The organism is Polynucleobacter sp. MWH-UH19D, from assembly GCF_040409795.1.
GTDB lineage: Bacteria > Pseudomonadota > Gammaproteobacteria > Burkholderiales > Burkholderiaceae > Polynucleobacter.
On the sequence record NZ_CP099571.1, the window covers coordinates 140,085 to 151,914 of the forward strand.

Here is an 11,830-nt window from a genome sequence, read left to right on the forward strand (position 1 = left end):
GAGGTTTCTTAATTACATTTGCAAAAAATTCTTGAGCAGGGCGTGACCATGCTCAGAGAGGATGGACTCCGGGTGAAACTGAACCCCTTCAACAGCCATCTCACGATGTCTTACGCCCATAATCTCCCCATCTGAAGAAGTAGCAGTTACCTCCAAGCATGCTGGAATTGAACTTTTTTCAATGGCTAGTGAGTGATAGCGCGTCACTTTAAATGGATTGGGTAAGTTTTGAAAAACACCGACACCAGTATGATGAATGTCATCAGTTTTGCCGTGCATCACTTTTTGAGCGCGAATGACTTTACCGCCAAATGCTTCACCAATAGCTTGGTGACCAAGGCATACCCCGAGAATAGGAAGCTTGCCAGCAAATTGCTTAATGGTCTCAACAGAGATGCCGGCCTCAGTAGGGCTGCAGGGTCCAGGAGAAATGCAAATGCGCGAAGGATTTAACTTGGCGATATCAGCAACGGCAATCTCATCATTACGAAAGACTTTGACCTCTTCACCTAATTCTGCAAAGTACTGCACAAGGTTGTAGGTGAATGAATCGTAGTTATCAATCATTAGGAGCATCAAGTCCTCCTTGAACCAAATCAGCTGCTGTGAGCACGGCACGCGCCTTGGCTTCAGTTTCTTTCCATTCGGCTGTAGGATCTGAGTCGGCAACAACGCCTGCGCCAGCTTGGGAATGCAACATGCCTTCTCGAATCACGCCAGTGCGAATTGCAATCGCTACATCCATATCGCCTGAGAATGACAGGTAACCTACGGCACCACCATAAACGCCACGTTTCACAATTTCCATTTCATCAATGATTTCCATTGCGCGAATTTTGGGTGCCCCAGATAAAGTGCCTGCTGGGAATGTCGCTCTTAGTACATCCATATTGCTCATATTGTCTAGAAGATCACCTTCAACTGAGCTCACAATGTGTTGTACATGTGAGTACTTTTCAATTGACATCGAATCTGTGACTTTGACTGAACCAGTCTTTGCAATGCGTCCGACATCATTGCGCGCCAGATCGATCAACATGACGTGCTCCGCAATTTCTTTGGGGTCAGCCAAGAGTTCTTTAGCTAGTCGCTCATCTTCCTCTAGGTTTGCCCCACGAGGACGTGTGCCAGCCAATGGGCGAATGGTCACAATCTTTTCTGCGGCACGTTTATCTTGGCGAACCAGGATCTCAGGAGAAGAGCCCACAATCTGCAGATCGCCAAAGTCATAAAAATACATATAGGGCGATGGGTTGAGTGAGCGCAATGCCCTGTATAGAGATAAGGGTGAATCTGCAAATGGCTTGCTAATACGCTGGCCTATAACCACCTGCATGCAGTCACCAGCCAAAATATATTCTTTGGTTTTGCGTACTGCATCTTCAAAATTAGTGGCTTTAAATTTGCGAATTAACTCAGTTTTTGTGCTTGCCAATGAGGGCGGCATGCTAACTTGTTTGCTAAGACATGCAAGTAATTCTTTGAGGCGTACTTGCGCCTTTTCATAGCTGTCAGTAATACTAGGGTCAGCATAAACAATGAAATAAATTTTGCCTGCAACATTATCGATCACAGCTAACTCTTCAGTCAGCATGAGTTGAATATCTGGCACGCCCAGTTCATCGGGTAAATCATATTTAGCCAAACGTGATTCGATATAACGAACGGTATCGTAGCCAAAATATCCGGCTAAGCCACCGCAAAAGCGTGGGAGCCCCGCTTGTACTGCAACTTTAAATCTCTTGAAATACGCGTCAACGAAATCTAGCGGGTTATCTGTGTTGGTTTCAACTACTTTGCCATCTGTGACAACTTCATTGAGTGGTTTTAATGGCGTACCAACAGTACGAACAATCGTCTTTGCAGGCAGACCAATAAAGGAGAAGCGACCAAAGCGCTCACCTCCTAAAACTGACTCAAGAAGGTAAGTATTTTTGCTGCCAAATGCTTGGCTAAGTTTGACGTAGAGTGATAGCGGGGTTTCTAAATCAGCCAGCACCTCTTTGACAAGAGGAATTCGATTGAAACCCTGCTTCGCTAGGGCATTAAATTCTTCGCGCAGCATTAGGCTTTTCCTGACTTTCCTAATTCAGTGCGCATTTCTTTGATGACTTGTTCGTAACTATCTTTTCCAAAGATTGCTGAACCTGCTACAAATGTATCAGCACCAGCATGAGCAACTTGAGCGATGTTGTCGACTTTGATGCCACCATCAACTTCAAGACGAATTTTTCGTCCAGTGTCAGCTTCATGGCGATCAAGCTTAGCGCGCACTTGTGCAATTTTTTGCAGAGTACTCGGAATAAAAGATTGACCACCAAAACCTGGGTTGACTGACATTAGCAACACTAAGTCCAATAATTCGAGAGTATGGTCGAGGTGATCAAGAGGTGTGGCAGGATTTAAAACAAGACCAGCTTGGCAGCCTTGATCCCGAATCAAATTTAATGTGCGGTTTACATGAGGACTTGCTTCTGGGTGAAAGCTAATTAAATTGGCGCCCGCTTTTGCAAAGTCGGGAACGATGCGATCAACGGGTTCAATCATGAGATGAACATCAATTACTGCAGGCGCATCATCTTTTTGGGCGTAAGGACGTATAGCCTCACAAACCAAAGGGCCAATAGTGAGGTTAGGAACGTAGTGGTTATCCATCACATCAAAGTGAATCCAGTCAGCGCCCGCCACTAAAACATCTTGGACTTCCTTGCCTAGACAGGCAAAGTCAGCCGACAAAATGGAGGGGGCAATGACAAATTGAGGATTTTGTGATGTTTTTTGGCTTTCCATCCCTAGATTCTAGCTTGCAGTTGGTCTTAGGATGGAGCAGAATTCCAGCATGAATCCTCATGAAATCAGCATTACGGTCAAGACCCAGTACCTTCCTGACCAATCTGACCCAGATAATCGCCAATTTGCCTTTGCTTATACGATCACCATCCGTAATACCGGGTCAGCCAGTATTCAGCTTATAGCCCGCCATTGGTTCATCACAGATGGGGATAACGATGTTCAGGAGGTAAAAGGCCTAGGGGTAGTGGGTCAGCAGCCTTTGTTGCGCTCAGGGGAGCATTTTGAGTACACCAGCTGGGCAACCCTCCCAACCCCTGCAGGAACCATGCGTGGTGAGTATTTTTGCGTTACAGAAGATGCCCAGTTTTTTCAGGCACCCATACCTGAATTTGCCTTAGTAATGCCGCGGACATTGCATTGATTTGATCCAATAACCAATAAGGCATTAAGGCAATAAAGCCCAATACATTATTTTTTGCCTTTGCCTGTCCATAAGACAATAAATAACAATAGTCCTAGCGCGATAGCGCCTTCAATGACAAACAGTAGCATTGGGTATTCATCAAGTAAATTGGCAATCATGATTTTGAAATATAAATGGCTTGAAGTAAGTGTAGTCGTAATTGCTGCAGTAACGACGATCACTTTGTTATCTTCCTGTTCCACCCCTCCAACAAGAGGAGCGGGATATCGAGTGAGTGGCTCAGGCGTAGCCCCTTCAACATACAGCTCATCAATCGCAAACTTTAGTGCAGTGTCATGGCAAGTTATTCCAGGGTGGCAGGAGGACGAGTTAATGCAAGCATGGCCAGCTTGGCAAAAGAGTTGTGAGGGCTTGCTCAAGCGCGGTTCACGCAACGGAGACATCAATTGGCGCCAGGTGTGTACCCAAGCTGGAAACGTCTCAAGCCGAGACACGCAAGCCATTCGTCGATATTTTGAAAACAACTTCCAAGCATACGAAGTCCGAAACAATTCTGGAGTGGATACGGGTTTGATTACTGGCTATTACGAGCCCGTAATGAATGGCTCTCAAACTAGGACAAATCTTTACAGCGTGCCACTCTATACCTATCCTACTGCCTGGAAAAAATCTAAACCAAATCCTGCTCCCACTCGCGCTGAATTGATGAGCTCAGGGGTGTTAAAGGGTTCAGAAATTGCTTGGGTTCAGGATCCCGTTGCTGCGGCGTTTATGCAAATTCAGGGTTCAGGAAAAATTCGTCTTGAAGATGGTCGGGTGATGCGCTTGGGTTTTGCGGGAACGAATGATCAACCATTTAAGTCTTTTGCACAGTGGTTGTTAGACCGCAAAGAAATCACGCGAAGCGAAGCTACGATGCAAGGAATTTCACAGTGGGCTAAACGCAATCCTGATCGCGTCAATGAAATGCTTAATGCAAATCCTCGTTTTGTCTTTTTCAAAGAATTGCCTAGTAATGTGGATGCGGATTTAGGGCCCACTGGTGCATTGGGTGTTCCATTGACGGGAGAACGTAGTATCGCAATCGATTTGCAAGCTATGCCATTAGGTGCACCTGTATTTTTGGCAACAACTAGACCATTAAGTAATCAACCACTTCAAAAGCTGGTTTTTGCTCAAGATACCGGCAAAGCCATTGTCGGCGGGGTGCGAGCCGATTACTATTGGGGATCGGGTGACGCAGCAGGTGAAGCAGCAGGTCGTATGAAGCAGAATGGCAGGATGTGGTTGTTATTACCGCGGTAATTAAAGTGATGCAAAAAAGATCAACAGAAATCAGAAACTAGCAAGTAAAAGGAAGTCGATGAGCTACCAAACAATTTTGACTGAAGTGGATGGCAAAGTTGCCACTATTACATTGAATCGTCCTGAAGTATTGAACGCGCTCAATGATCAATTAATGGATGAGCTTGGTGAAGCCTTGCTGAAGTTTGATGCGGATGACAACATTGGCTGCATTATTGTCACGGGTAGCGAAAAGGCATTTGCTGCTGGTGCAGATATCGCCTCTATGGCAAAGCGCAGCTTGCAAGATGTGTATCGACATAATTTTATTTCTCGTAATTGGGAGCACATGCAGAAAGTGCGCAAGCCTGTGATTGCGGCGGTTTCTGGATATGCATTGGGTGGTGGTTGCGAGCTAGCTATGATGTGCGACACGATCATGGCTGCTGATAACGCCAAGTTTGCACAACCTGAAATTAAGTTAGGCATCATTCCTGGCGCTGGTGGAACTCAACGTCTTCCTCGCGCAGTTTCAAAAGCAAAAGCAATGGATTTGGCTTTAACTGGTCGGATGATGGATGCCGCTGAAGCCGAGCGTGCTGGCTTGGTGTCGCGGATATTTCCGAAGGCGGAATTATTGAAAGAAGTTAAAGCAATCGCTAAAGATATTGCTGATATGCCTTTGCTAACAACCATGATGGTGAAAGAAGCTGTCAATACTGCATACGAGACCACACTATCGCAAGGCATTCATTTTGAGCGTCGCTTGTTCCATGCGTGCTTTGGAACTAACGATCAAAAAGAAGGCATGGCTGCCTTTATGGAAAAGCGGCCTGCTAAATTCACAAATTCCTAATGTTGAATTTAAAGCTGCTTAACTTTTCTCTAAAAAGCGTTGAGCTAATTTGACCCAGTAGTTCACTCCCACTGGGATCAAGGCATCATTAAAGTCATAGGATGGGTTATGCAGATGGCATGGACCCATACCATGCCCAGTCGATCGATGGTCGCCATCCCCATTTCCTAAAAAGACATAGCACCCAGGTTTTTCTAGCAACATAAAGGCAAAGTCTTCAGCGCCCATAGTTGGATCAATAGATGTATTGACGCGTTGTTTGCCTACTAGCTCAGTCATCACCTGGCTTGCAAACTCTACTTCAGTTGCATGATTGATTAAGGGTGGATAGTTTCTTGAAAATGTAATTTCAGCTTGGCAGTCAAATGCACCCGCAACATTATGAGCAACTTCTCGCAAGCGCTGTTCGATCAGATCTAATACTTCTAAAGTGAACGTGCGCACAGTGCCGCCAATAAAAGCGCTGTCTGGAATAACGTTACTGGTTTCGCCCGCATGAAATTGCGTTACTGAAAGCACTGCCGCATCTACAGGGCGTTTGTTGCGAGTAATAATGCTTTGCAAAGCTAATACCACTTGCGCGCCAGCAAACACTGGATCTGCGCTGTTATGTGGAAGGGCGGCATGACCACCCTTGCCAGTGACGGTAATCTCGAATGTATTACTTGATGCCATCATCGGACCAGCTGTTACACCGAAATCACCCTCAGCTAAACCTGGCCAGTTATGTAATCCAAATACTGCATCACAAGGAAATTGTTCAAATAAACCATCTTTGATCATTTCACGAGCCCCAGCACCACCTTCTTCTGCTGGCTGGAAAATAAAAATCATACTGCCTTTGAAATCACGATGATTTGATAAATATTGTGCAGCACCTAAGAGCATGGCAGTGTGCCCATCATGACCGCAGGCGTGCATCTTTCCAGGATTGCGTGAAGCGTGTGCAAAATTGTTGTGCTCTTGTAAGGGCAGTGCATCCATGTCTGCACGCAAACCAATCATCTTGCCAGGGCCTAGCTCTCCATCGAGTCGTCCGACGACGCCTGTTTTACCCATTCCTCTAAATACAGTAATGCCCCAGCTAGAAAGGGCTTCTGCAACTAAATCAGCTGTGCGATTTTCTTCAAAACGCAATTCGGGATGCGCATGAATGTTGCGCCGAATATCTTGTATTTCAGGAGCGGACTCAATTATTTCTGGAAGTAAATGCATTGTTTCATCTTATCCGAAACTGAATTGAAGTGCATCTCAAACAACGATATGCATGAGTATTTCTCGTATTAAAGCTGTATCTGGAGCTTGATGAGAAGTTTATGCTGCTGGTAGCTGAATATGCTGCGCAGCAAACTTCAGCGCGTCAATTGAATAGGGTTGATTACTGAGTTTTTGAAGATTTACTGGTAGCTTTGGTATCAACCCTAAGAAGGGGGTATTGATTCGGGATTGAAGCGTTTCAATATTGTCCTTCAATAAATCCATTTCGTGATCCAAGGTATTTGCAATCCATCCCGCCATGACAAGTTTGCGTGCACGAATAGCCTCGATCGTCAGTAGCGCATGATTGATGCACCCTAATTTCATACCCACCACCAAAATGACGGGTAGCTGAATTTGTTGGGCAAAATCACCCAGGTCGAATTTGTCATCAATTGGAACTAGAAAACCGCCTGCTCCTTCGACAACAACACAGTCTTTGTTCTTTTGTAGATCGTTGAAGGCCTTCAACATGGTTTCGAGCTCAAGCCGCATGCCATTTGCTTTTGCAACCAGATGCGGCGCAGCTGGTTTATCTAAAACATATGGACATAGATCGAGCTCACCTGGCTGTAGATTTGAAGCGATTCGTAGAGTTTCCAAATCTTCGTTGAGTGGCTGACCATTTTGTTCTGTATAGGTGCCAGCAACTACCGGCTTAAAACCAATAGCTTGTTTGCCTGATTCTCGTAACTTTAGAATTAGGGCGCCGCTTACTAAAGTTTTCCCAACCTCAGTATCAGTTCCAGTAATAAGGAATCCAGGTAATGTACCCATCAATAGGCTTTCTCAAGCACGCGTTGCTCGATTGAATGAAGTGTATTGATGAGTGTGCGTAGATCATCCTCGCTGTGATTTGCGGAAAAAGTAATTCTCAAGCGTGAGCTTCCTATCGGAACGGTGGGCGGTCTGATTGCCGGAATCCAATAGCCAGCTTCATCTAGTAATTTTGCAGCCATTAAGGCATTGGCGTTGCTACCTAAAATGATGGGCTGAATTGGTGTGCAGGAAAGTACTTTTTCCCAGTGAGAGAACTTCATTTCGGATTGCCAAATACTAATTAATCGATTTAAGTGGGCGCGACGTTGCGCGCCCTCATCGGACTCAATGATTTTCAGGCTTTGCAGCAAGGCATGCGCAATTGCTGGTGGAGTAGCTGTGCTGTAAATATAAGGCCGACCTTTTTGAACGAACCATTCGATAAAAGTATTTTTTGCACAGATAAATGCACCGCTAACTCCAGCCGCCTTGCCCAAAGTCCCGATATAAATAATGCGGTCAGAGCGAATTTGTTCTTGCTCTAAAACGCCGTGCCCTTGTTGACCTAAGACTCCAAAGCCATGAGCGTCATCTAATAGTAAAAGCGCATCGCATTGCTCAGCAATATTGAGTAATTTTTTTATAGGACCTAGATCGCCATCCATACTAAAAACGGCATCGGTCACAATGAGTTTGAGTGCTTTAGTATCCTTTTGAAGATCTCTAAGCAAGAGTTCGGGTTGGGTGTGATCGAAGAGTGTGACACTGGCATTGGATTGGGCACTCGCTAAACGAACGCCATCAATCAGTGAAGCATGATTGAGTCTGGCAGAGTAAATGCTGATATTGCCTCGCGGAGTCAGTCTTGCAAGCCCAGTAATAGCAGTCAGATTGGCAAGATATCCTGTGCTGAAAAATAATGCGCGTGAATTAGGAATGTGTTTAGCCTGAAACGCGGCTAATTGTTTTTCTAATAAATCATGTGCAATGTGATGGCCGCTGATTAAATGAGATGCACCGCTGCCTACACCGTACTTACGCGCACCTTCAGCCAAGGCTTCTATGATCTTGGGGTGATTAGCTAGGCCCAAGTAATCATTGCTACAAAAGGCCTTCAGCTCACGATTGCTAACCAATGCCTTGGTGTCGCAAGGCGTTTTAGTAATGCGCAATTGACGCTTCAATAATTGCAAATCTAAGTCTGCAATTTGTTCTTCAGCTAGCGTTAATGCCTTAAATGAATTGGCTGGCGATTGACTCATGAAAGCGCCTTATCCAAGGCTTTCTTTACAGATTGCCCCATTGCGTTAGTTTCTTCTTCAGAAAGAATGTAAGGGGGCATTACATAAACAGTATTGGCAATGGGTCGAATGAGAATCCCCTCAGACAAACTCTTCGCAAACATTTCGCGAGGGAAGGCTTGTAAATTTTTTATAGAAGATGGCTTGATATCAAATGCCAAAATCATTCCCTGCTGACGCCAGTGTTCTACTCGTGAATCAGTCTTTGCCCATTCAAAAGCTGTTGCCAGTTCTTTTGAACGAATTTGATTTTTCTCAAGCACGTTTTCAGATTCAAAAATTTCTAGACAGGCTAAAGCTGCTGCACAAGCAAGGGGATTTCCAGTGTAAGAATGTGAGTGCAAGAAACCTTGCTGAACTTGATCTTGGTAAAACGCTTGGTAAATTTTGTCAGTTGTCATGCAAAGCGAAAGCGGAAGATAACCACCGCTAATGCCTTTGGAAAGTGTCAGAAAATCTGGCCAAATGTTTGCATGTTCACAAGCGAAGAATTTACCGCTACGCCCACATCCTACAGCGATTTCATCGGCAATCAAATGTATGTCATATTGATCACATAATTTTCTTACAAGCCGTAAATATTCAGGTGAATGCATGGCCATCTGCCCAGCGCATTGCACTAATGGCTCAACAATGATCGCTGCAATATTTTCATGTTCTTTTTCAAATAGCTCTTGCAGTCTCTGTGCTGCATCTTTTGCAACGTCTTCAGCACTCATCCCATTTTTTGCTTTGCGAGCATCAGGAGATAGCGCAGTAAAAACATTTTGTAAAAGTGAACCATAGGCCTCACGAAAAATAGCGACGTCAGTTACTGCTAGTGCGCCTAATGTTTCTCCGTGATAACCGTTTTCAAGACAAACAAATTTTTTCTTGTTTGGTTTGTTGTTGTGCTGCCAGTAGTGGTGACTCATCTTGAGCGCGATCTCGACAGCAGATGCACCATCCGATGCATAAAAGACATGGCCCAAGCGATGCTGGGTCAGGGCAGATAATTTTTCAGAAAGCTCAACGACGGGTTGGTGAGTGAAGCCTGCGAGCATGACATGCTCAATTTTTTCTAGTTGTGCATGAATTGCTTGATTGATATGAGGGTTAGAGTGACCAAATAGATTGGTCCACCATGAGCTAATGCAATCTAAAAGTGCATTTCCCTGCTCGTCATATAGCCAAGCCCCTTTACCTTTGGTGATGGCGATCAGCGGAAAGGACTCATGCTGCTTCATTTGGGTGCAGGGGTGCCAAACGGCTGCCAAGCTGCGATCAATGAGGGTGGCTTGATTTAGATCGGAAATAACCTTCATATTTGATATTTGACCACTAGTTTTTCCTAATTTCGGCTTCCATCTGTTATGTTTATGCCTGAGATTCATCTATTTTCTGGAATTTACCCATGCTGGACGCTCAAACTGTAGAAAAACCCCTCACTCAGATCAAATCCAAGGCGGAATTGCGTAAAGAGCTTGATGCAGCAGGTGAATGGACTGTAGCCCAGGTGGAGGCTTTATTTGCTTTGCCTTTTAACGAGCTAATGCTCAAAGCTCAGGAGACTCATAAGGCCTATTTTCCTGAGGGTGATGTCGAGTTGGCAACTTTATTGTCGATTAAGACTGGCGGATGTCCTGAAGACTGCGGTTATTGCCCGCAAGCAGCTCGTTACGACACGGATGTAAAGGCAGAAAAGTTGATGGGTTTGGAAGAGGTTCTGGAGGCGGCTAAAGCAGCCAAAGCAGCAGGATCTAATCGTTTTTGTATGGGAGCTGCATGGCGTGAGCCCAAGGACCGCGATATTGAAAAAGTGACTGCCATGATCAAAGGCGTCAAGGCTTTGGGTCTTGAGACTTGTGCCACTTTGGGGATGTTAGAGGCAGATCAGGCTCAAGCCTTGTCCGATGCTGGTCTCGACTTTTATAACCATAATCTTGATACAAGCGAAGATTTTTATCGTTCGGTGATTTCGACGCGAGGATATCAGGATCGCCTAGATACGATTTCCAATGTGCGCTCAGCTGGGATGTCAGTGTGCTGTGGTGGCATCGTTGGCATGGGTGAGTCGCGTGAGCAACGCGCCGCCTTTTTGACGCGTTTAGCGAACTTAAGCCCTTATCCAGAATCCGTCCCAATTAATCATTTGGTGCCAGTTGCTGGCACACCATTGGCGGACCAAAAGCCCTTAGATCCCTTGGAATTTGTAAGAACGATTGCGGTTGCACGCATTACGATGCCCAAAGCACGAGTTCGCTTATCAGCAGGCCGCCAAGAGCTTGGAAGGGCTGTTCAGGCTATGTGTTTCTTGGCTGGCGCAAACTCTATTTTCTATGGTGAGCAATTACTCACTACCGGTAATCCCGAGGCGGAACAAGACCGCGCACTCTTGGCTGAGCTTGGTTTAAAGACGAAGCAAAGCTGCAAAGCAGAGGTCTTGGTTTAAGTTATTTCTTAGCAAATGTTGCCGATTGACCGTCTGATTATTGAGTTTGATACCGCTCTGCGATCAGTCGTTGGAGGTGCAAATGCTGGCCGCCCAACACCAGAATCTGAGTCGGCTGTAAAACATTCTCTTGACCCCACCGAGCGCAAACATGCGGCTGGATTAATGCGAGTAAATCACGTTGGTGAAGTTTGTGCGCAAGCACTGTATCAATCACAAAAATTGGTAGCGCGCGACCCTCAAATTCGAGCAATGTTAGAGCACTCTGCGCAAGAAGAAATGGATCACTTAGCTTGGTGCGAAACTCGTCTTAAAGAGTTGGATTCACATACAAGTTATTTGAATCCGTTTTGGTATGCAGGATCCTTTGCGATTGGCTTACTGGCTGGCTTAGCGGGCGATAAATGGAGTTTAGGTTTTGTTGCTGAAACAGAAAAACAGGTTGAGGCACATCTTGAAAATCATCTTGAAAAATTACCACTAGAGGACCAACGTTCTCGAGCAATTGTTGATCAGATGCGTATCGACGAGATTGAGCATGGGCAAGCTGCTTTACATGCTGGTGGCGCCACTCTCCCAGAGCCAATTCAGAAGGTGATGCAAGCAGTTTCGAAGGTAATGACCACTACCGCTTACAGAATTTAGTCATGAATAAAAATTCGGATTAAATTATTTTGAAAAATTGATAATAATTTATTAAATACTGGATATAAAAACAGTATATT

The 11,830-nt window shown here is 45.1% G+C and carries 12 protein-coding genes; 5 read left to right on the forward strand and 7 right to left on the reverse strand.

The annotated features are described in order from the left end of the window. Positions 1-12: 12 nt before the first annotated feature. From NHB34_RS00790 to rpe, 3 genes are read right to left on the reverse strand one after another with little or no spacing between them, the layout of a single operon-like run. Entirely contained in the window at positions 13-576 is a 564-nt protein-coding gene (locus NHB34_RS00790) for an aminodeoxychorismate/anthranilate synthase component II (RefSeq protein ID WP_353427662.1), read from the reverse strand. Next, positions 560-2,065: an anthranilate synthase component I gene (gene trpE / locus NHB34_RS00795; RefSeq protein ID WP_353427663.1), complete on the reverse strand. Its 1,506-nt coding sequence runs from the start codon at positions 2,063-2,065 to the stop codon at positions 560-562. The genes NHB34_RS00790 and trpE overlap by 17 nt, the downstream gene beginning before the upstream one ends. Then, positions 2,065-2,790 (reverse strand): ribulose-phosphate 3-epimerase, encoded by a 726-nt coding sequence (rpe, locus tag NHB34_RS00800; RefSeq protein ID WP_353427664.1) that lies wholly within the window; start codon positions 2,788-2,790, stop codon positions 2,065-2,067. The genes trpE and rpe overlap by 1 nt, the downstream gene beginning before the upstream one ends. A 49-nt stretch (positions 2,791-2,839) precedes the next feature. Between rpe and apaG the strand changes: the two genes are divergently transcribed. The 3 genes from apaG (at position 2,840) to NHB34_RS00815 (ending at position 5,357) form a co-directional block, all read left to right on the forward strand. Then, positions 2,840-3,214: a Co2+/Mg2+ efflux protein ApaG gene (gene apaG / locus NHB34_RS00805; protein WP_173954930.1), complete on the forward strand. Its 375-nt coding sequence runs from the start codon at positions 2,840-2,842 to the stop codon at positions 3,212-3,214. Positions 3,215-3,373: 159 nt separating this feature from the next. After that, a complete protein-coding gene (locus NHB34_RS00810; RefSeq protein WP_353427665.1) occupies positions 3,374-4,522 on the forward strand; it encodes an MltA domain-containing protein in 1,149 nt (382 codons plus the stop codon). 58 nt (positions 4,523-4,580) lie between these two features. After that, the gene (locus tag NHB34_RS00815) at positions 4,581-5,357 is read left to right on the forward strand and encodes an enoyl-CoA hydratase (RefSeq protein ID WP_353427666.1); all 777 of its coding nucleotides are present in this window, start codon (positions 4,581-4,583) and stop codon (positions 5,355-5,357) included. Positions 5,358-5,375: 18 nt separating this feature from the next. Here NHB34_RS00815 and NHB34_RS00820 read toward each other — a convergent pair whose 3' ends face one another. The 4 genes from NHB34_RS00820 to bioA form a co-directional block, all read right to left on the reverse strand. Then, positions 5,376-6,572: a M20 aminoacylase family protein gene (locus tag NHB34_RS00820; RefSeq protein WP_353427667.1), complete on the reverse strand. Its 1,197-nt coding sequence runs from the start codon at positions 6,570-6,572 to the stop codon at positions 5,376-5,378. A 99-nt stretch (positions 6,573-6,671) separates the two neighbouring features. After that, the gene (gene bioD / locus NHB34_RS00825; protein WP_353427669.1) at positions 6,672-7,391 is read right to left on the reverse strand and encodes a dethiobiotin synthase; all 720 of its coding nucleotides are present in this window, start codon (positions 7,389-7,391) and stop codon (positions 6,672-6,674) included. Continuing rightward, positions 7,391-8,635 (reverse strand): 8-amino-7-oxononanoate synthase, encoded by a 1,245-nt coding sequence (locus NHB34_RS00830; RefSeq protein ID WP_353427671.1) that lies wholly within the window; start codon positions 8,633-8,635, stop codon positions 7,391-7,393. The genes bioD and NHB34_RS00830 overlap by 1 nt, the downstream gene beginning before the upstream one ends. Further along, the gene (bioA, locus tag NHB34_RS00835; RefSeq protein WP_353427672.1) at positions 8,632-9,978 is read right to left on the reverse strand and encodes an adenosylmethionine--8-amino-7-oxononanoate transaminase; all 1,347 of its coding nucleotides are present in this window, start codon (positions 9,976-9,978) and stop codon (positions 8,632-8,634) included. The genes NHB34_RS00830 and bioA overlap by 4 nt, the downstream gene beginning before the upstream one ends. Before the next feature lie 89 nt (positions 9,979-10,067). Here bioA and bioB point away from each other — a divergent pair, with 89 nt between their 5' ends. Together bioB and coq7 are read left to right on the forward strand one after the other, a co-directional pair. Then, positions 10,068-11,105 (forward strand): biotin synthase BioB, encoded by a 1,038-nt coding sequence (bioB, locus tag NHB34_RS00840; RefSeq protein WP_353427673.1) that lies wholly within the window; start codon positions 10,068-10,070, stop codon positions 11,103-11,105. 18 nt (positions 11,106-11,123) lie between these two features. Beyond that, positions 11,124-11,750: a 2-polyprenyl-3-methyl-6-methoxy-1,4-benzoquinone monooxygenase gene (gene coq7, locus NHB34_RS00845; RefSeq protein WP_353428515.1), complete on the forward strand. Its 627-nt coding sequence runs from the start codon at positions 11,124-11,126 to the stop codon at positions 11,748-11,750. The last annotated feature ends 80 nt before the right edge of the window (positions 11,751-11,830 follow it).

What these genes read in the sequence shown, in the direction of transcription:
- NHB34_RS00790 (WP_353427662.1), bottom strand. Translation starts at nt 576, where the DNA reads ATGCTCCTAATGATTGATAACTACGATTCATTCACCTACAACCTTGTG.
- trpE (WP_353427663.1), bottom strand. Translation starts at nt 2,065, where the DNA reads ATGCTGCGCGAAGAATTTAATGCCCTAGCGAAGCAGGGTTTCAATCGA.
- rpe (WP_353427664.1), bottom strand. Translation starts at nt 2,790, where the DNA reads ATGGAAAGCCAAAAAACATCACAAAATCCTCAATTTGTCATTGCCCCC.
- apaG (WP_173954930.1), top strand. Translation starts at nt 2,840, where the DNA reads ATGAATCCTCATGAAATCAGCATTACGGTCAAGACCCAGTACCTTCCT.
- NHB34_RS00810 (WP_353427665.1), top strand. Translation starts at nt 3,374, where the DNA reads ATGATTTTGAAATATAAATGGCTTGAAGTAAGTGTAGTCGTAATTGCT.
- NHB34_RS00815 (WP_353427666.1), top strand. Translation starts at nt 4,581, where the DNA reads ATGAGCTACCAAACAATTTTGACTGAAGTGGATGGCAAAGTTGCCACT.
- NHB34_RS00820 (WP_353427667.1), bottom strand. Translation starts at nt 6,572, where the DNA reads ATGCATTTACTTCCAGAAATAATTGAGTCCGCTCCTGAAATACAAGAT.
- bioD (WP_353427669.1), bottom strand. Translation starts at nt 7,391, where the DNA reads ATGGGTACATTACCTGGATTCCTTATTACTGGAACTGATACTGAGGTT.
- NHB34_RS00830 (WP_353427671.1), bottom strand. Translation starts at nt 8,635, where the DNA reads ATGAGTCAATCGCCAGCCAATTCATTTAAGGCATTAACGCTAGCTGAA.
- bioA (WP_353427672.1), bottom strand. Translation starts at nt 9,978, where the DNA reads ATGAAGGTTATTTCCGATCTAAATCAAGCCACCCTCATTGATCGCAGC.
- bioB (WP_353427673.1), top strand. Translation starts at nt 10,068, where the DNA reads ATGCTGGACGCTCAAACTGTAGAAAAACCCCTCACTCAGATCAAATCC.